The organism is Rhodoferax sp. (genome assembly GCF_028714215.1).
Taxonomy (GTDB): Bacteria; Pseudomonadota; Gammaproteobacteria; order Burkholderiales; family Burkholderiaceae_C; genus Rhodoferax.
Genome location: NZ_JAQTMS010000011.1, coordinates 66,056 through 84,840 on the forward strand (window position 1 = coordinate 66,056; position 18,785 = coordinate 84,840).

Sequence of the window (18,785 nt, forward strand, 5' to 3'; positions counted from 1 at the left end):
CCTCTTCATCAGGCGTGCGCCACCAACTGTTCCAGCCCCGGCTTGCCGTACCAATACCCGTTGCACGACTGGTCCGGCATCAGCGCCAGCAACGCCTGCTGGGCATCGGACACGGGAGTTCTGTGCGTCAGCACGCCCTGGAACAAATCGATGATTTCAGGCGTGTGCCGGGATTGCGGACTGATGCGCACGACATCGACGCCCAGCTCGCGCATATCGTCAAGCTCCGGCAGCAGGTTGTAGACTTTTGCCGACTGGGTCTGGGTGCCATTGAGGACCAGAAAATTCTCGTTTTCGCGCGTGCGCATCAACAAGCCATCGGCGTGCTTGAGACAGCTGAACTGGCAGTCGTCCTTGGGCAAGTTGTAGTGCCGCGCGGTAAAGCAGCGCGCCGAAAAGGCCAGCGGCATGCGGCCATAGGAGAAGACTTCGGTTTGCAGGCTAGGTGCGCGACCCTGTTGCAGCAACTTGAGGTCGTCGCGCCCCATCTCCAGCGGCGCCACCCAGCGCTTGAGGCCCAGTGCGGTCATCCATTGCAGCGTCGGCAGGTTGTAGATATTGAGATGCGGACCACCGACAAAAGGAACCTTGCCCTCCAGGCAGTGCACCGCCCCCATGTCATTGGCCTCGACCATGAAGTCGCCGTTGACAGACATCTCGGCCATCTTGTGCAGCAGCGTTACATCCGAGCCGGACTCAATCAGAACCTGGGTTGACAGCACCACTTGCTTGCCGGCCTCGGTCAAATTGGCGGCAATGCCCAGCCAGTCGGCCAGCCGCAGCTCGCGCCGGCGCGAGCAAACCGTCTCGCCCAGATAAACAATGTCCACCGGTGTTTTTGCGATCGCCTCGTAAAAGCTGAACACCGCATCGCGCGGCCAGTAGTACAGCACGGGGCCAAGAGAGAGTTTCATTTCCATGGCCTGTGGTAAGCCCCCAGTGTGTGCTGTTGCCCCTCGGCCACCTTGTCCAGATCGCTCATCCAGGTCGGCTTGGCGGAGTAACGGTGCGGGTTGTCGCGACAGCTGTCAATCGCTTCGCGCCAGACCTTGGTGACTTGCGCCACATAAGCCGGGCTGCGCTGACGCCCCTCGATCTTGATGGCACGCACCCCCATCTTCATCAACTGGGGCAGCAGTGCCAGTGTGTTGAGGCTGGTCGGCTCCTCGATGGCGTAGTAGTTCTTCTCGTCGCCGACGTCGAAGCGCCCCTTGCACAGGGTCGGATAGCCGGCGTTTTCACCGGCGGCGTAGCGGTCGATCAGGACCCCGTTCAAACGCGACTCGCGCCCCTGCGGCGTTTCCACCCAGCGCACCGCTTTCGGTGGCGAGCAGACGCCGTTGGTGTTGGGTGCCTCGCCGGTCACATAGCTTGAGAGCGCGCAACGCCCCTCCACCATGACGCACAGGCTGCCAAAGCCAAACACCTCGATTTCAACGGGTGTCTTTTCCAGCACCTGCTCGACCTGGGTCAGCGACAGCACGCGCGGCAAGACGGCGCGCGATATGCCGAAGTGCTGATGGTAAAAGTTGAGCGCCTCGTAGTTGGTCGCCGAACCCTGCACCGACAGATGCAGCCTCAAACTGGGGTGGTGCTTGACCGCATAGTCCATCAAACCCGGGTCGGCCAGGATCACGGCGTCGACTCCGCTCTGGGCGGTTCGGTCCACGGCACTGCGCCAAACCTCCGGGCTGGCGGCTTGCGGATAGGTGTTGAGCGCGACAAAAACCTTGCGCCCGCGCTCATGCGCGTAACGGATGCCGGTATTGATGGCCGCTTCGTCGAAGTTGAGCCCGGCAAAGTTGCGCGCGTTGGTGGCGTCCCGAAAGCCCAGGTAAACGCAGTCGGCGCCGTTGTCGACGGCGGCTTTCAGCGCCGGCAGACTGCCGGCCGGGCAAACCAACTCCAGGGGCGCAGCCACAGGCGCCGCCTGTGTAGCTACCGGGGAGTCGTCAGAATTGGAATTCATCATGATTTGGGATTGAACCACCCTGGACGGGTGCATCACCGCCTGCCGTCACACGCAGACAGAATTTCATGCGATTGAGTTTACAGCGAAAATGCTGCTCACTTTCTGCGCAACATCAACGACTCCCATGAACCGACACCTCTGGCTGCTGGCCATATGCCAGGGACTTTTCCTGACCAACAACGTCACTTTCATCGCCATCAACGGCCTGGTCGGCTTGAGCCTGGCGCCGCTGGGCTGGATGGCGACCCTGCCGGTCATGGCCTACGTGGTGGGCGGCGCCTTGTCGACCGGACTGGTGGCCAGAACGCAAACCCGCCTCGGGCGCAAGAGCTCGTTTCAACTGGGCCTGCTGGTGGCGCTGGGGTCCAGCCTGCTGTGCGCCTACGCCGCCGTCAACCGGAATTTCTGGCTGTTGTGCACGGCCACCCTGGTGGCCGGCTACTACAACGCCAACGCCAATTTGTACCGCTTTGCCGCCGCCGAACTGGCCATGCCCATCTGGCGCGAAAAAGCCGTCTCGCTGGTGATGGCGGGCGGACTGCTGGGCGCGGTGCTGGGGCCGAATCTGGCGCAATACACGCGCGGCTTGGTGAACGTGCCGTTTGTCGGCGCCTACCTGGCCTTGAGCCTGGTCGCCCTGCTGTCCATGGCCACGCTCTCGTTCATTGACTTTCCGGCGCCACCGGTGCGGCAATCCAGCAGCGGCGGCCGGCCACTGGGCCAGATCATGAAGCAGCCGGTTTTCATCGTCGCCGCCGCCACCGGCGCCCTGGGCTACGGCGTGATGAACCTGCTGATGGCGGCAACGCCCCTGGCCATGCAGCAGTGCAGCCTGCCGTTTTCCGATGTGGCGCTGGTGCTGGAATGGCATGTGATCGGCATGTTCGCGCCCGGCTTTTTCACCGGCCACTTGATCAAGCGCTTCGGCACGCTGAACATCATGAGCCTGGGTGTCGCGCTCAACGCGGCCTGTATCGCGGTGGCCTTGTCGGGCGTTGAGTTGCAACAGTTTCTGGTGGCTTTGTTCTTACTCGGCGTCGGCTGGAATTTCCTGTTTACCGGCAGCACCACGCTGTCGCTGCAAACCTATACGCCGGAAGAGAAGGACCGGGCGCAGGGGGCCTTGAATTTCTTTGTTTTCGCGACCCTGGCGCTGAGTTCATTCTCGTCCGGTGTGCTGGTCACCACCAGCGGCTGGACGCTGCTCAATTACGGCTCGCTGGTGCTGGTGACATTGACCGCCGCGGCGCTGCTGTGGCTCAGGTCGGCCAAGCGTCGCGCAGTATGATGCTGGCTCCGACGGAGCGCCATGCACGCCCCGCATTTTGAACCGTCTTCAGGAGACAAATCATGCAAAGACGACATTTGTTGGCCAGCGGCCTGCTGGCTGCCGCGCTGCCCCAATGGACCCTGGCCCAGGGACTGGAAAAGCCCAAGCTCACGATCGCCGTGGGCGGCAAGAACCTGCTCTATTACCTGCCACTGACGGTGGCCGAGCAGTTGGGCTACTTCAAGGCCGAGGGGCTGGACGTGACCATCGTCGACTTTGCCGGCGGCTCGCGCGCCTTGCAGGCGGTGGTGGGCGGCAGCGCCGACGTGGTGTCCGGCGCCTTTGAACACACGGTCAACATGCAGTTCAAGGGCCAGCGCATGCGCGCCTTTGTGCTGCAAGGCGCGGCGCCGCAAATTGTGCTGGGCATCAATCCCAAAACCATGGCCAACTTCAAGACCATCGCCGACCTGAAAGGCAAGAAGGTCGGCGTCACGGCCCCCGGCAGCTCGACCAATGTGATGCTCAACTTCGTGCTGGCCAAAGCCGGGCTCAAGCCCAGCGATGTCAGCGTCATCGGGGTCGGTGCCGGCAACGGTGCGGTAGCCGCCATGCGCGCCGGCCAGATCGACGCGATCAGCAATCTGGACCCGGTCATCACGCTGCTGCAACGCTCCGGCGACCTCAAGATCATCTCCGACACGCGCATCCTGGCCGAGTCCGACAAGGTGTTCGGCGGCCCGATGCCGGCCGGCTGCCTGTACGCCATGCAAGCCTTTATCGACAAGCACCCCAACACCACCCAGGCGCTGGCCAACGCCATCGTGCGGGCCGACAAATGGATACGCAACGCCGGCGCCGCCGACATCATCAAGGCCGTGCCGGAAAGTTTTCTGCTGGGCGACCGGGCGGTCTACATCGACGCCTTCCTGGCGGCCAAGGGAGCGCTCTCGCCGGACGGCATGATCCCGGAAAAAGGCGCGCAAACAGCGTTCCGGGCACTGGCCAGCGTGGACGACAAACTGGCCGCCGCCAAACTTGACCTGACGGCCGTCTACAGCAACGACTTCGCCAAACGCGCCAACGCCAAATACCCCAAGGGTTGAGATGACGGCAGCGCTCGATCTGCAAGGCGTCGCCTGCACTTTTGTCAGCAGGAACGACCCCCATCAGCGCTACACCGCGGTGCGGGACGTCTGCCTGACCATAGGCGCCGGCGAGTTTGTCAGCGTGGTCGGGCCGACCGGCTGCGGCAAGAGCACGCTGCTCAACGTCGGTGCCGGTTTGCTGGAACCCAGTACCGGATCGGTGTCGGTCTTTGGGCAACCCCTGGTGGGCATCAACCGGCGCGCCGGTTACATGTTTCAAGCCGAGAGCCTAATGCCCTGGCGCACCGCGCTGGACAACGTGCTGGCCGGGCTGGAATTTCAGGGCCGGCCGCCGGCAGAGGCCAGGGCGCTGGCGCAAGACTGGCTGCGCCGGGTCGGACTGGGCGGCTTCGGCGACCGCTACCCGCATCAAATGTCGGGCGGCATGCGCAAGCGCGTCAGCCTGGCGCAAACGCTGGTGCTGGACCCCGACATCATGCTGATGGACGAGCCTTTTTCGGCGCTCGACATCCAGACCCGCCAGTTGATGGAAAACGAGTTGCTGTCGCTGTGGGCGGCCAAGAAGAAAGCGGTGCTTTTCATCACGCACGATCTGGACGAGGCGATTGCCATGAGCGACCGGGTGGTGGTGCTCAGCGCCGGTCCCGGCAGCCACCCGATTGGCGAGTTTTCGATCGACATCCCGCGCCCGCGCGACGTCGCGGAAGTCAAGATCACGCCGCGCTTCATCGAGCTGCACCAGGCCATCTGGTCGGTGCTGCGGGAAGAGGTTCTGAAGGGCTACCAACAGCAACTGCAGGCGGCCTGAGAGCACGAGACGCTTATGTGGAAATTGATCAAACCGCGCAGCCAAACCCTGTGGCTGTGGCAATTGGGCCTGTTGCTGGCGCTGTTTGCGTTTTGGCACCTGATGACCACGCCCGGGCTGATCCCGCCCATGATGTTTGCCGACGAACGCCAAGCGGCTTTCTTCTTTGGCGAACCGGTCAAGATATTTGCCCGCGTCTGGTCCTGGTTCGTGCGGGACGCCGACATTTACCAACACCTGGGCGTGACGCTGGCGGAGACGCTGCTGGCTTTTGCCGTCGGCGCCGCGCTGGGCCTGGCGGGCGGCTTGTGGCTGGCGCTGGCGCCGCTGGCCTCGGCCCTGCTGGAGCCTTACATCAAGGCCTTCAACGCCATGCCGCGCATCATCCTGGCGCCGATTTTTTCGGTCTGGTTTGGCCTAGGCATGGGCTCCAAGGTTGCCTTGGGTGTGACGCTGGTCTTTTTCATCGTCTTTTTCAATGTCTACCAGGGCGTCAAGGAAGTCAGCCCGGTGGTGCTGGCCAACGCCCGCATGCTGGGCGCCAGCCAGCGCCAGTTGCTGCGCCATGTTTACCTGCCCAGCGCCACCAGTTGGGTCTTCAGCTCGCTGCACACCTCGGTCGGCCTGGCCTTCGTCGGTGCCGTGGTGGGCGAGTACCTGGGCTCCAGCCAGGGCGTGGGCTACCTGATTCTGCAAGCCGAGGGCAGTTTCGACATCAACACCGTGATGGCCGGCATTCTGGTGCTGACCGCCTTTGCCCTGGTGCTGGACCAACTGGTCGGGCGGATTGAAAAACACTTGATGAAGTGGCAGCCGCGCTCCGGTGAGACGGAGAAACTTTAAGTCCGACATCCCGTTTCCAGTTGAGGACAGAGCTGGCAAACTGCCGACATCCCGGTATCTGTTGAGGACAGAGCTGGTTCGCTTCGCGTAACTGCGGTCTGTCCCGCAAGATATCCGACCTGTAGCTGCGGTCTGTCCCGCAATGTTTAGAAATGGGCGTCAAGCCATTTCTTCAACTCGGCAAAAACCGGTTCGGCGTCGAGCTCGTTGAAGATCTCGTGGTACAGGGTCTCGAAACAGTGGGCACTCACCACCTCTTTGGGCGCGGCGGCGGCAAAAGCCCGGCTGCCGGCCGGATTGACCAATTTGTCGGCCCCGGCGTACAGCAGCAGGGTCGGCACGTTCCAGCTGGCGGCCAGCGCCACGGTGGCCGGGCCGCCATCGGCAATAAAGCGTGCCAGCCGGCCCGAGATGCGGTCATGCACCAGTTTGTCGGCGCGGTAAGCCGCAACCACCGCCGGGTCGTGTGAAATGAGGTTGGGATCGAGCCCGTTGCCGACCCGCAAATCGGGCGCAATTTTGGGCAGTATCGCCAGCAACAATTTCTGCAGCGCATTGAGCCCCGGGTCCAGCGCCGGGGAAGACAACACCAGCGCTTCCACCGGACGCATGGCCAGTGCCACAAAGCGCGCCGCCACCAGCCCGCCCAGGCTGTGGCCCAGCAGTATCAGCGGCGTCTTGGGGTCCATGCGGGCCCGGGTGCTGTCCACAATATCCGCCAGATCGTCCAGCAGGCGCGTGTCCGTGGGCAAGCCGCCACGCGCCCCACCCGACTCGCCATGGCCGAACTGGTCGTGTCCGCGCACCGCAAAACCCCAGCTATTGAGCCGGCGCGCCACATGGTCGTAACGGCCGGCATGCTCGCCCAGTCCATGCACCAGCAGGACCACGCCGCGCAAGGGGCGCCCCCGTCCCAGCGGCCAGTCCTGGATGGCAACATTGTCGCCATCACTGGCAACAAAAGTGGAGAGCGTGCTTTCGGTATCCATTGGAAAATTGAAAATGCTGGCGCATATCATGCCACGTATCGAGATACGATTGCCGATTCTCCGGACACCCCCCACTTCAGCACAAAGGCGCGCTTATGACCCCGTTGCTCTCCCCGCAAGACCACCCCATCAGGGTCCGGCGTCGCAGCTGCTTGAGCCTGGCCGCCGCTTTATGCCTGACGGCGGGGCAGGCGTTGGCGCAGAGTCGGCGCTTGCTGCGCATTTCGACGCCGGCGGTTCCGGACGACTGGCACGCCAGGATGTGGACGGTCCTGAAGGAACAACTGGAGCGGACAGCGCCGGGCCAATTTGAGGTCCAGATCAGCCTGAATGCCGCCCTCTTCAAGCAGGGCGCCGAGCCAGTGGCGATGGCGCGCGGCAATCTGGAAATGACCACGCTGTCGGCTTTCGACATTGCCAAACTGGTCCCCGAGTTCTCCCTCTTCACCGCCGGTTACGTGATCCGCGACCCGGCTCATTTGCTGCAAGTGTTCAACGGCCCCATTGGCGCGGAGTTGTTCCAGCGGGTCAGCGAAAAACTGGACATCACGGTGCTGGCGCCGCTCTATTACGGCACCCGCCAGCTCAGCCTGCGCGAGCTGCGCAAGGTGAATACGCCGGCCGACCTGAAAGGCGTCAAACTGCGCATGCCGGGCAGCCGCGAGTGGCTGTTTCTGGGCCAGGCGCTGGGCGCCACGCCGACACCGCTGGCCTTTGGCGAGGTTTACATGGGCCTGCGGACCGGCACCATAGACGCGCAGGACAACCCGCTGCCGACGCTCAAAAGCGCCAAGTTCTATGAGGTGACGAAACAGATCACGCTTACCGGCCATCTGGTGGACGTGCTTTTCATCGGCGTCTCCAACAAACTGTGGAACGGCCTGAGCCCGGAACAAAAAGGCAAGCTCAAAAGCGCGGCCCAGAGCGCCGCCGCCTACAACAACGAGAAGCGCCTGGCCGATGAAAAGCAGCTGGTCGATTACTTCAAGAGCCAGGGCCTGAGCGTGACCACACCGGACCTCGATGCGTTCCGCAAGACAGTGCAAGCCGCCTACCTCCAGTCCGATTACGCCAAGGCCTGGCCCAAAGGCCTGCTGGAGCGTATCAACGCAACGGGCAAATAAATAACCTTGCGGGACTGACCGAAGCGAAGCGGAGCTCTGTCCCCAACCAGCTAATATCCTTGCGGGACAGTCCGCAGTTACGCGAAGCGAACCAGCTCTGTCCCCAACCGAATAAAAATGTTGAAACTCCTGCGCAGCGCGTCCAATGCCTTCGGCGTCCTGCTGTTCGCCCTGTTGTTCCTGGTGTTTGTGGTGCAGGTGGTGGCGCGCTTCGTGTTCAACACGCCCCTGGCCTGGACCGACGAGGCCGCCGTCATCCTCTATTTGTGGGCCATTTTGTGGGCTGCCGCGCTGGTCTGCACTGACCGCGAAAACGTGGCCTTTGACCTGCTCTACCAAAAAGCCAGCCCGCAGGTGCAGCGCATCATGGCGCTCGCCGCCTGCGCCCTGATTGGCGTGCTGGCGGCCTGGGGTTTGCCGGGCGCGCTGGACTACATTCACTTCATGCGGCGCGAGACAACACCGGTCCTGGGCCTGCCCTTCAATTGGGTCTTTGCCCCGTTTGCCCTGTTGCTGATCGCCCTGGCCGTGCGTTACGCCTGGCGCATCTACCGTCTGCTGGGCCGCAACTGGCGGAGCCATCTGTGAGCGCCGCCCTGGTCACCCTGCTGGCGGTGCTGGCAGTGGGCATGCTGCTGCGCGCACCGATCGCCTTTGCCATGCTGGCCAGCGGCATTGCCTACCTGGTGGTCAAGGGGCAAGACCTGGGGCTGGCCGCGGAACAGATACTCAACGGCTTGTACAACGGTTATGTGCTGCTGGCCGTGCCCCTGTTCATTTTTGCCGCCAATCTGATGAACGCCGGCAGCATCAGCGAACGGCTGTTCCAACTCTCGCGCGTCATGGTCGGGCGCATGCGCGGCGGGCTGGCGCAAGTCAACATCGTGGTCAGCGTGATTTTTTCCGGCATGAGCGGCAGCGCCATCGCGGACGCCGCCGGACCGGGGCTGGTCTCGATCAAGCAGATGCTGAAAAAGCCGCAATACTCGCCCGGCTTTGCCGGCGCGGTGGTGGTGGCCGGGGCCACCATAGGCCCGATCATTCCGCCGTCGATTCCGATGGTGCTTTACGCCCTGGTGTCGGGGACCTCGGTCGGCGCCCTGTTCCTGGGCGGTGTGCTGCCCGGTCTGCTGATGGCGGCGCTGCTGATGCTGGGCGTGCACATCATCGCCAAGCGGCGCGACATGCCCAGGGACGACCCGGTCAAAGCCGGCGAACTGCCCGGCATCGTGCTGCGCGGCTTGCTGCCCCTGACCTTGCCGCTGGTGTTGTTGACCGGTATTTACACCGGCGCCTTCACGCCCACGGAGGCGGCCGCCGTGGCCGCGCTGCACGCCCTGGTGCTGGCCGGTGGCGTCTACCGCGCGTTTTCACCCCGGGCCTTGTTTGCGGTGACGCTGGAGTCGCTGCGGGCCAGCGCCGTCATCACCATGATCATCGCCGCGGCCTATCTGCTCAACTACGCGTTTGCCGCCGAGGGCATCCCGAACCAGCTGGCGCTGTGGGTCAGCGGCCTGCACCTGAGCCAACTGCAATTCCTGTTGCTGGTGAACGGCGTGTTTCTGCTGCTGGGCTGTTTTCTGGATGTCTCGGTGATGCTGCTGGTGTTCGTGCCGATGCTGATCCCGACCGCCACCCTGCTGGGCATTGACCTGGTTCACTTCGGCGTGGTGGTGGTGGTCAACATGATGATAGGCCTGGTGACTCCGCCGTTCGGCATGCTGCTGTTTGTGACCAATGCGCTGACCGGCATCCCGCTCAAGGACATGGTGCGCGAAGGCTGGCCGTTCACGGCGCTGCTGGTGCTGGCGCTGCTGCTGATGACGCTGTTCCCGCAAATTGTGCTGTGGCTGCCGCAATCGATGGGCTATGTGACGCACTGAACCGCGGCGCACCGCGCGCTCATCAACCTAATCCTCAAAGCGACTCTCGGCGTCACGATCACGGTCGTAGCGTCGCGTGAGCGCAAACGCCGGCAACCAGGACTCGCGCCGAATGATCCAGCTTTCGTAGGTGGGCATGAGTTGGTCAGGGGCATCCAGGGACCCCAGGTTCACCTCGATTTCGTCCGCGGTGCGTGCAAAGATGGACGAGCCGCAGCGCGGACAGAAAAACCGCCCGGCGTAGTCGCGTGTTTCGCCATCGATCGTCACCGCCTCCTGAGGGAACACTGCGGAAGCGTGAAAAAGAGCCCCATGATGCTTGCGGCAGTCGAGACAGTGACAAAGGCCGACCCGGTAGGGGCGTCCCGATGCCACGAATCGGACGTTGCCGCACAGGCAACCGCCCGTGAATGAGTTCATGCTGCGTCTCCTCAAGAATCAAGCGAGTGGAATGTTTACCACGAACCGCACTGTCACCGCAATTGCCCACGGCGGACGGGGGATGGGGGACATTGAGGCCTGTGCCAAAACGATAACGCACCGCCGCATGCGGTGCGACAACGTTTACTGCCGTGGCAACGGCTTGGCTTGCCCGCGTTCATAGCGGGGAAAGGCGTTTTTACCGCCGCCCGCCAGTTGTGCGGCTTGCACTTGGGTGAGCTTCAGTTTTTTGCGAATACGGGCCAGTTCGGCGACCTCTGCGGCATCCACCTGATCACGAAAGGTCAGCCAACTGGCTTCTTCCGCGGCATCGAATTCCACAAAACCGTCCGCGCAATGATCACAGAATGACCCGCGGGCTTCCGATTGAAAGACCTGTCCCTTGTATTTCTGCACAATGGTTTTGACGCCATCCCTGCCGCGCGAATCCCGGTGCCAAGAGCAGTCATACCTAAAACCAAATTACGTCGATTTTCTTACTGCATTTCAATAAACAGCCAATGCGACGATCTGACTGCAAAATAAAAATCTAGAATTTGGCGATCCGATAGTTAAAAATGAACAGGCCATGGAAGCTGAAATCGACCGCATTGACCGCAAAATTCTGACTGCTTTGCAGCAAGACGGCCGCATTTCCAATCTGAAGCTGGCGGAGGCGGTGGCGCTCTCGCCCACCGCGGTGCTGGCGCGGGTGCAGCGCCTGACCCGCGACGGCTACATCCTGGGTTACGAGGCGCGGCTCAACCCGCTCAAGCTGGGGGCCGGCATGATGGTGTTTGTCGAAGTACTGCTGGACCGCACCAGCCACAATGTGTTCGACCAGTTCAAGGCCGCCGTTCAGGTGCGCCCCGAAATCATGGAGTGCTACATGGTGGCCGGCGGCTTCGACTACCTGCTCAAGACCCGTTGCGCCGACATGAACGCCTACCGCGAATTTGCCGGCACGGTACTGTGGCAACTGCCCGGCGTGCGCGAGACGCGCACCTATGCGGTGATGGAAGAAGTCAAGAACACCCAGGCGCTGGCCCTGCTATAGGGCCGCGACGCAGGCTACAAGCCCGGATAGCCCGGCATGCTGAATTGGGCCTCGCGCAAGGCGGCCAGTACGCTTTGGCTGGCGGCGTCGTCCAGCGCCACCAGCGGCGGGCGCACTATTTGCCAATCGGGGTCTCCGGAGAATTCAGCCAGCACCCGTTTCATCGCCGGGATCATGGGCGCGGCCTGAAAAATCTTGCGGATCACGTCGGCGCTGGCCTGCAGCGCCGCGCCCTGCGGCGTGTTCCAGCCCCGGTACAAGGCATGGATGCCGATCGGGTTCATGTTGACGGTGGCACTGATGCAGCCGACGCCGCCGATCGGCAAGGCCTTGGAGAGCAGGGATTCGCTGGCCGGAAAAACGTCAAAGCCGTCTTTCGCAAAGTTGTCGATCATGGCCTGGGTGTTGTCCCAGTTGCCGGACGAATCCTTGGCCCCCACCACCGTGTCGGGATAGCGCTTGCGCAGCATCTCGATCAGGTTCAGGGTGATAGGCACCTGCGTGAATTGAGGGATGTGATAAAGATAAACCTTCAGACGCTCGCTGCCAACCCGCTCTATCACTTCGGCGTAGTAGGCAAAAAGCCCCGCGTCCGACACGCCTTTGAAGAAAAAAGGCGGCAGCATCAGCGCTCCGCCAGCGCCGTTGCTGACCGCATGCGCCGTCAGCCGGGTAGCGTCCGTGAGCGAGCAGCCACCGGTGCCGGGCATCAGCCTGTCGGCCGGAATGCCCGCTGCCAGCAGCGCGTCGGTCAACGCAATGCGTTCGTCCACCGACAACGATGCAGCTTCCGAATTGGTGCCGAAAATGGCCAGCCCGACCTGCTGGGCTATCAGCCAGCGGCAGTGCGCTATGAAACGTTTGACATCGGGCTCAAGGCGCTGGTTGAAAGGTGTCAGTACCGGGGCGAAGACGCCGCGTAGTCGAGTGCTCATGCTGCAAATTCCTGAAAGTCCAATGATAAAGGCTGCCTCACCCCTTGGAGGAACAGCGCCATTTCACCGCAACGGCCGGTACGCTCACTGGCTGGCAACGACGGCGGCACCGCCCAGGCTGCCCTCGCGGTACACCGTGCAGCCCTTGAGTCCAAGCTCCCAGGCGCGCAGCAAAACCATCTCCAGGTCCTGCACGGTGGCGCTTGGCGGCAGGCGCACGGTCTTGGCGATGGCGTTGTCGACGAACGGTTGCAGCGCCGCCATCAGATTCAGCTGATCTTCCGCCGGCACGTCCACCGCCTGCACAAAATGGGCCGGCCGCTGGGCGTTGGCACCGTGGAGTTCCTTGAAGTGGCGCCACGCGTTGTCCTGCGGCGCGAACATCACCGCTTGCCCATCGGCCCCGCGCACGCGCCGCGTTGCCTCAAAGCCGAACACCGGCTCAATGCCGCTGGAGACATTGTTGGCCAGCAGGCTGACCGAGCCGGCCGGCGCCAGCGCCAGCAGATGGCTGTTGCGAATGCCCAGCTGGGCAATGGCATCCTGCAGTTCATGCGACAGCTCCAGCACAAACGGGCTGGCGCCGTAGCTGACTTTGTCGAACGCCGGGAACGCCCCTTTCTCACGCGCGATCTCGATCGAGGTGCGGTAGGCGCAGTCGCGGATGGTGGCCATGATCTGGCGACTCAGCTCCAAGCTGGCCGGCGCGCCGTAACGCAGCCCCAGCATCAGGAACATGTCGGCCAGCCCGGTGATCCCCAGGCCAATGCGGCGGCTGGCATGCACCGCTTTTTCCTGGCTCTTGAGCGGAAACAGCGAGATGTCGTGCACGTTGTCGAGAAAACGGGTGGCGATGCAGGCGGTGGCGCGCAGCGCGTCGAAGTCCAGGTCGGGATGCGCGGCAAACGGCTGGCGCACGAAGCGGCTCAGGTTGATGGAACCCAGGTTGCAGCCGCCGTAGGCCGGCAGCGGCACCTCGCCGCAGGGGTTGGTGGCCGAGATCTGCTCGCGGTACCAAAGGTTGTTGGCGCGGTTGATCCGGTCGATGAACAGGACGCCCGGTTCCGCGTTGGCATGTTGCGCCTGCACGATCTGGTCCCACAAGCCGCGCGCCGGAATCCGCTTGTGGACCCGGCACAGTTGCGGCGCCGCGGACCCCGACCAAATTCGTTCGCAGACCTCGGCGCCGGCCGCAATGGGATGCGTGCCCAGCGGAAACAGCAGCGGCCAGGCCTGGTCTTGCTCGACCGCCCGCATGAATTCGTCGCTGATCAGCAGCGACAGGTTGAAGTGCGACAAGGCGCCGGCCGTGCCCTTGGCCTGGACGAAGGCTTCGACGTCCGGGTGGTCGCAGCGCAAGGTCGCCATCATGGCACCGCGGCGCACGTTGCCGGCTTCCAGCACGGCATTGGCGGCCTCCCACACCGTCATGAACGAAACCGGGCCCGAGGCCACGCCAGCACTGGCGACCGCCGCCGAGCCGGCCGGCCGCAGCGTGGAGAAGTCAAGGCCGATGCCGCCGCCGGCCTGCAGCGTGACCATGGCTTCGCGCAAGGCATTGAAGATGCCCTGGATCGAGTCCTCGATGGAACCCATGACGAAGCAGTTGAACAGCGTGGCGCCGCGTGTCGTGCCGGCGCCGGCCAGAATGCGCCCGCCCGGCAAAAAGCGAAAGTCCTGCAGGATGGAACGGAAGCGCTCGCGCCACTGGTCGCGGTGGTACGGCTCGGCCAGCGCCACCGCCAACGCCACCCGATCCCAGGTGGCGGCGATTGAAGGTTCCTGCATGTGACCGTCCTCGCGCCACTGGTATCGGGTGCGCCAGACGTGGTCCGCAACAGCTTCGGTGAACAGGGCATTCTTCATGGCGAGCACTCCAAAATCGCGACCCGATTCAGCCTAGCCAGAAAGCGCCTCTTCGGCTTGAGAATTCGCAAAACCGCCCCGACCGTCCGGCCTATGCTGACAGACAGATCGGGCGCATGACAAGCACCGCCTCGAAGCGGATAGCGATCCAGTAGTGGGTCCGCAGCCGGTTCATCCGTAGCGCTGCAGTACCAGATAGTCCCCGCCAGGCGTGGCCCCTGACCGCGCCAGGACATAGCCATCAACCAGCCATCGCAAGGGCGGCCCGATCCGTGTGGGCGCTGGCTGGAAGTGACGCCGCGCCAATGTGAGATGCGGCCGAAAGGCGCGCTGTTCCAGCGGCAGGCCCAGGCGGCGCAGCACCTCGTTCAACGCAGTGTGCAGATGAACCATTGGCGCCGGAACGGCATCCGGAATGGCCACCACCAAGCCGTGCCGCCACTGTTCGCAACGGCTGAAGTCGAGCTCGAAGGGCTGGAACGGCACATGCAGGGCCGGCACCAGTTCCGCTAGCCGCTGGCGCGGCACATTACCCAGAAAATTCAGAGTCAGGTGAATACTGTGCCTGGCGACCGGCCGGGCATCGGCGCCGACGGTGTCACTGCCGCACAAGGCACTCAGGGACCGCGCCAGCGCGGGGCCTGGCCACAGGGCGATGAACAGGCGCGCCACGTCGACAGCGCTTTTCCCCTGTCCTGCTGCGCCTGCGGACAAATCAGCCATCGCCACGGCTCCCGGTCACGTCCGGCCTGAAATGGCGGTCAGGGCACAACCACGGTCCTGGGCCGTCCAACGGTTTGCGCCAGCAGAATCTGCTGGTCGTTTTTCAATCCCATCGCCTGCGACAGGGCGGTGCGGTCCAGCCAGGCCCGGATCACGCAGGCCAGACCGGCGCTGGCGCAATAGAGGGAGACGTTTTGCGCCATCGCGCCGGCGGCCGCAAAAGCGTACGACTCCCGTTTCGTCACCGGCACCAGCTTCATGCGGGAATGGTCGACCACATACACCAGGTCCATCGGCGCGGTATCGACAAAGTCCTGGTAGCCGGTGACGCGGCGTACATCGACGGCGCTCACCATGCGCAGCACGTGGGTCGCCGCGGCGTAGCGGAACAAGCCGTTGGGAAGGGCGGCGTAAACGTCGACTTCCTGCGAGTTCATGGCGCTCGGGACGGTACGCCCCCCCAGCATCGGGCGGTTGAGGCCGGCCGCTGCCCACAGCAGGTCCGAAAGCGTTTGCTCGGGCAGCGGGGCCGGGTCGAATTCCCGCGCCGACTGGCGCTGTGCCAGGGCCTGCATCAGCGGCATGCCGCCCGTGGTGTTGGCCGGCGGCAGGTGGGTGCTGCTGATGGCGTCCACGATCGCCGGTTGCGCCTTGTTTTGGCCAATCAGGCCCTGTGCCATCTTTGTCAATAGGTTCATACATGCGCTCCTGATAGGGGTTGAATTCATGTGACACGGAAGTTCTTGAACTGCCACGGCTGACTGCGGTCCAGGTCTTCGGCGAACAAGCGGCCACGACCGGTGAGCGGAGTCCAATCGGTGTAGACGCCCACCAGGTTGCCGAGGTAGTGCCGGCACAGTTCCAGAATCTCTACGAAAGGCAATCAAATTTGCACCTCGGGTTGTGCGCGTTTCCAGCATCGGTCACGGCGCCAAGCAACTCACTTTTGCGGGACAACAGGTGCCGGCCTTGGCTTCCCTGGTCGATTCTTCGCCATTGACCTCTTGGCGATTTGAGATTAATCAAGCCCGGCACGATTGCAGCTTCGAGCATCGTGCGCGGCGCGTCGGCCGGCGCCTTGCGTCGGTTCGCGGTTCGACCAGGGGCTCGGTGGTGTGCGCCGGCACTATTCCGAAGAGAATCGGATGCGTTGTTTCGTTTGGCGCGGCTGAATAATGTGGTCCAGGGGCAGGACACTGGTCTGCTTGATCTTATGCAGCGAGATGGTCGATTTGACGGTCGAAACACCGGGCAGGTGCAACAGATGCCGGTTCATGAATTCCGACAGCGCGGCAAGGTCGTAGGCAACGATGCGCAACATGTAATCGGCTTCGCCTGCCACCGAAAAGCATTCAAGGACTTCCGGCAAACGGGCAATCTCGCGCTCGAACCTGGCACCGTGCGTCTCGCCCTTGTCCGCCGGTGTGCCGGCATGACGCTCCAGCACCACGTGGGTAAAGGCCATGACGCCCAGGCCGACGACGGCCGGGTCGATCACGGCGGTGTAGTGGTCGATCACGCCGGCTTCCTCCAGTCGCTGCACACGACGGCTGACTTGCGACGTCGACAGGTGAATGATCTCGCCCAGGGCGGCGTTGGTGGCGTGGCCGTCGCGCTGAAGCTCGGTCAGCAGGGCCAGGTCATGCCGATCCACAGTGATGCCGGCCACAATATCTCCTCATTGGTATTTTGATGCAACCATTGTGCATTAATACCTAATTTGTGTACACATAACAATCAAAAGATGCGCCTTCAGCGGGCTAACATTTCTTCACAAATCGTCCCGCCGGAGTGCTTGCGGGACGAAGAAAAACAACGAGGTCGGACAATTCGAAAGCGGTGACAGGCCGGGTCCAGCACGGATCGGCGGGTACCGCCGGCTTTGCGTTTATCAAACCTATTGATGAGGCCAACATGGCAGGAATCCAGGTCTTAGCGGCGCCAGCGCGCATGCTCTTTTCCGGCAACGAGGCGGTGGCCCGCGCGGCCTGGGAAGCCGGCGTTCGCGTCGCCTCTGCCTACCCCGGAACGCCGGCCACCGAAATGCTGGAGAACCTGGCCAACTACCCCGACATCTACACCGAATGGTCGGTCAACGAGAAAGTGGCGCTGGAGGTTGCCATTGGCGCCTCGATTGCCGGCTCGCGCTCTTTTTGCGCCATGAAGCACGTCGGCCTGAACGTCGCCTCGGACCCGCTGATGACGCTGACCCTGACCGGTGCCGCCGGCGGCATGGTGATCGCCGTGGCCGACGACGTGGGCCTGTCCTCCTCGCAGAACGAGCAGGACTCGCGCTATTGGGGGCGCTTTGCGCACCTGCCGCTGCTGGAGCCAGCCGATTCGCAGGAAGCCTACGACATGGTGCTTGCCGGCTACGCCTTGTCGGAACTGTTCCAGGTGCCGGTGATCCTGCGCCTGACCACTCGTATCTGCCATGTCAAGGCGATGGTCAGCGTCGGCCAGCGCGTGCCCCATGAATCGCCTGGCTTTGTCAAGGACCCGCAGCGCTGGGTGATGGTGCCGGGCCATGCCAAAGCGCGCCTTCCGCTGATGTTCGAGCGCGAAGAAAAGCTGCGTGCCTGCGCCGAGATTTCGCCACTCAACTTCGTTGTCGCCGGAAAGGACCGGCGCGTCGGCTTTATCGCCTCAGGGCCGGCCTGGATGCATGTGCAGGAAGCGTTTCCGGATGCGCCGGCGCTCAAGCTCGGCTTTTCCTACCCGGCACCGATCGAAAGAATTCGCGCTTTCAGCCAGACGGTGGAGCAACTGCTGGTGGTGGAGGAACTCGAACCTCTGCTGGAAATGGAGCTCAAGGCCGCTGGCATCGCCTGCCACGGCAAGGACTTTCTGCCGCGCAGCGGCGAACTTCCGCCGGAAGTGCTCAGGCCGGCGGTCGCGCGCTTGCTGGGTGAAGCGCCGGCCAATGACGACGCCGACTGTTCGATTCGACCAGCGCCGGTGTTCCCGCGGCCGCCGACCTTGTGCGCCGCGTGTCCGCATCTGGGCGTTTATTACACCCTGGCAAAACTGAAAAACATCACCATTGCCGGTGACATCGGTTGCTACTCGCTGGGTGCCGGCCATCCCTGGAATGCCCTGGACTCGGTGATCTCCATGGGCGCCTCGATGGGCGTGGCCCTGGGCCTGGACAAGGGTCGCGCCGCAGTTGACAAGGACCGCAGGATCCTGGCCGTGATCGGCGACTCGACCTTCATGCACATGGGCATGCAAGGGCTGCTGGACATCACCTACAACGGCGGCAATGTGACCGTGCTGCTGCTCGACAACCGGACGGTCGGCATGACCGGCGGCCAGGACAATCCGGGCACCGGCCGTGACGTCCACGGTGCGCCGGCGCCGAAGATCGATTTTGTCAAGCTGTGCGAGGCGCTGGGCGTCAAGCCGGAACGCATCCGCAAGGTCGACCCCTACCAGTTGCCGGAACTGGCCAGGGCGCTGCGCGAGGAAACCAAAATCCCCGAACCCTCGGTGATCATCACCGACCGCCCTTGCGTCCTGATTGACGAATTCAGGAAACAGCCGGCCTTGCGCGTGGTATCCGACCAATGCACCGGCTGCGGCCTGTGCCTGGACGTCGGCTGTCCGGCCATCAACGAACAGCGCCGCGAGGTGCTGCTGCGACCCTCCGGCAAGGAAGTGACGCTGCAATACGCCAGCATCGAAAGCGCAGCCTGCACCGGCTGCGACATCTGCCTGCAACTGTGCGCACCGAAAGCCATCGTGCCGGCGGCGTCGCTACAGACGATCAACTTCGTGAAGAGCTGA

General features: G+C 63.3%; 19 protein-coding genes and 1 pseudogene. 9 read left to right on the plus strand and 11 right to left on the minus strand.

What is annotated here, in order from left to right; translation table 11 throughout:
- Nucleotides 1-8: 8 nt before the first annotated feature.
- Together PHS32_RS07510 and PHS32_RS07515 are read right to left on the minus strand one after the other, a co-directional pair.
- Nucleotides 9-914 carry a U32 family peptidase gene (locus tag PHS32_RS07510; protein WP_301078304.1) on the minus strand — a complete coding sequence of 302 codons (906 nt, stop codon included), beginning with the start codon at nt 912-914 and terminating at the stop codon, nt 9-11.
- A complete protein-coding gene (locus PHS32_RS07515; protein ID WP_301078348.1) occupies nt 911-1,969 on the minus strand; it encodes a peptidase U32 family protein in 1,059 nt (352 codons plus the stop codon). The genes PHS32_RS07510 and PHS32_RS07515 overlap by 4 nt, the downstream gene beginning before the upstream one ends.
- A 127-nt stretch (nt 1,970-2,096) precedes the next feature.
- On the opposite strand from PHS32_RS07515, the gene PHS32_RS07520 reads away from it, so the two are divergent.
- The 4 genes from PHS32_RS07520 (at nt 2,097) to PHS32_RS07535 (ending at nt 6,002) form a co-directional block, all read left to right on the plus strand.
- Nucleotides 2,097-3,260, plus strand: coding sequence for an MFS transporter (locus PHS32_RS07520; RefSeq protein WP_301078305.1), 1,164 nt, complete (start codon nt 2,097-2,099; stop codon nt 3,258-3,260).
- 62 nt (nt 3,261-3,322) lie between these two features.
- Complete coding sequence (locus PHS32_RS07525; RefSeq protein ID WP_301078306.1) at nt 3,323-4,348, plus strand: ABC transporter substrate-binding protein; 1,026 nt, start codon at nt 3,323-3,325, stop codon at nt 4,346-4,348.
- A 1-nt stretch (nt 4,349) separates the two neighbouring features.
- A complete protein-coding gene (locus PHS32_RS07530; protein ID WP_301078307.1) occupies nt 4,350-5,159 on the plus strand; it encodes an ABC transporter ATP-binding protein in 810 nt (269 codons plus the stop codon).
- Nucleotides 5,160-5,174: 15 nt separating this feature from the next.
- The gene (locus PHS32_RS07535) at nt 5,175-6,002 is read left to right on the plus strand and encodes an ABC transporter permease (protein WP_301078308.1); all 828 of its coding nucleotides are present in this window, start codon (nt 5,175-5,177) and stop codon (nt 6,000-6,002) included.
- 146 nt (nt 6,003-6,148) lie between these two features.
- Here PHS32_RS07535 and PHS32_RS07540 read toward each other — a convergent pair whose 3' ends face one another.
- Complete coding sequence (locus tag PHS32_RS07540) at nt 6,149-6,991, minus strand: alpha/beta hydrolase (protein ID WP_301078309.1); 843 nt, start codon at nt 6,989-6,991, stop codon at nt 6,149-6,151.
- A 95-nt stretch (nt 6,992-7,086) separates the two neighbouring features.
- Here PHS32_RS07540 and PHS32_RS07545 point away from each other — a divergent pair, with 95 nt between their 5' ends.
- The 3 genes from PHS32_RS07545 (at nt 7,087) to PHS32_RS07555 (ending at nt 9,998) form a co-directional block, all read left to right on the plus strand.
- Nucleotides 7,087-8,115, plus strand: a complete 1,029-nt coding sequence (locus PHS32_RS07545; protein WP_301078310.1) for a sialic acid TRAP transporter substrate-binding protein SiaP — start codon at nt 7,087-7,089, stop codon at nt 8,113-8,115.
- Between the two features lie 117 nt (nt 8,116-8,232).
- Nucleotides 8,233-8,703: a TRAP transporter small permease subunit gene (locus PHS32_RS07550; protein WP_301078311.1), complete on the plus strand. Its 471-nt coding sequence runs from the start codon at nt 8,233-8,235 to the stop codon at nt 8,701-8,703.
- Nucleotides 8,700-9,998 (plus strand): TRAP transporter large permease, encoded by a 1,299-nt coding sequence (locus PHS32_RS07555; protein ID WP_301078312.1) that lies wholly within the window; start codon nt 8,700-8,702, stop codon nt 9,996-9,998. The genes PHS32_RS07550 and PHS32_RS07555 overlap by 4 nt, the downstream gene beginning before the upstream one ends.
- 27 nt (nt 9,999-10,025) lie before the next feature.
- Here the strand turns inward: PHS32_RS07555 and PHS32_RS07560 are convergent, their stop codons facing one another.
- Nucleotides 10,026-10,418 (minus strand): GFA family protein, encoded by a 393-nt coding sequence (locus tag PHS32_RS07560; RefSeq protein WP_301078313.1) that lies wholly within the window; start codon nt 10,416-10,418, stop codon nt 10,026-10,028.
- Nucleotides 10,419-10,562: 144 nt separating this feature from the next.
- Nucleotides 10,563-10,853, minus strand: a pseudogene (locus tag PHS32_RS07565) (type II TA system antitoxin MqsA family protein); the annotation flags it as partial.
- Between the two features lie 154 nt (nt 10,854-11,007).
- Here PHS32_RS07565 and PHS32_RS07570 point away from each other — a divergent pair.
- The gene (locus tag PHS32_RS07570) at nt 11,008-11,475 is read left to right on the plus strand and encodes an Lrp/AsnC ligand binding domain-containing protein (RefSeq protein ID WP_301078314.1); all 468 of its coding nucleotides are present in this window, start codon (nt 11,008-11,010) and stop codon (nt 11,473-11,475) included.
- Nucleotides 11,476-11,489: 14 nt separating this feature from the next.
- Here the strand turns inward: PHS32_RS07570 and PHS32_RS07575 are convergent, their stop codons facing one another.
- The 6 genes from PHS32_RS07575 to PHS32_RS07600 all read right to left on the minus strand — a co-directional run bounded on the left by PHS32_RS07575 (nt 11,490) and on the right by PHS32_RS07600 (nt 16,668).
- Nucleotides 11,490-12,410 carry a dihydrodipicolinate synthase family protein gene (locus PHS32_RS07575; RefSeq protein ID WP_301078315.1) on the minus strand — a complete coding sequence of 307 codons (921 nt, stop codon included), beginning with the start codon at nt 12,408-12,410 and terminating at the stop codon, nt 11,490-11,492.
- Nucleotides 12,411-12,494: 84 nt separating this feature from the next.
- Nucleotides 12,495-14,276, minus strand: coding sequence for an adenosylcobalamin-dependent ribonucleoside-diphosphate reductase (locus tag PHS32_RS07580; protein ID WP_301078316.1), 1,782 nt, complete (start codon nt 14,274-14,276; stop codon nt 12,495-12,497).
- Nucleotides 14,277-14,447: 171 nt separating this feature from the next.
- A complete protein-coding gene (thpR, locus tag PHS32_RS07585; RefSeq protein ID WP_301078317.1) occupies nt 14,448-14,999 on the minus strand; it encodes an RNA 2',3'-cyclic phosphodiesterase in 552 nt (183 codons plus the stop codon).
- 38 nt (nt 15,000-15,037) lie between these two features.
- A complete protein-coding gene (locus tag PHS32_RS07590; protein ID WP_301078318.1) occupies nt 15,038-15,697 on the minus strand; it encodes a nitroreductase family protein in 660 nt (219 codons plus the stop codon).
- 26 nt (nt 15,698-15,723) lie between these two features.
- A complete protein-coding gene (locus tag PHS32_RS07595; RefSeq protein ID WP_301078319.1) occupies nt 15,724-15,882 on the minus strand; it encodes a hypothetical protein in 159 nt (52 codons plus the stop codon).
- A 243-nt stretch (nt 15,883-16,125) separates the two neighbouring features.
- The gene (locus tag PHS32_RS07600; protein ID WP_301078320.1) at nt 16,126-16,668 is read right to left on the minus strand and encodes an Lrp/AsnC family transcriptional regulator; all 543 of its coding nucleotides are present in this window, start codon (nt 16,666-16,668) and stop codon (nt 16,126-16,128) included.
- Between the two features lie 245 nt (nt 16,669-16,913).
- Between PHS32_RS07600 and PHS32_RS07605 the strand changes: the two genes are divergently transcribed.
- Nucleotides 16,914-18,785, plus strand: coding sequence for a thiamine pyrophosphate-dependent enzyme (locus tag PHS32_RS07605; RefSeq protein WP_301078321.1), 1,872 nt, complete (start codon nt 16,914-16,916; stop codon nt 18,783-18,785).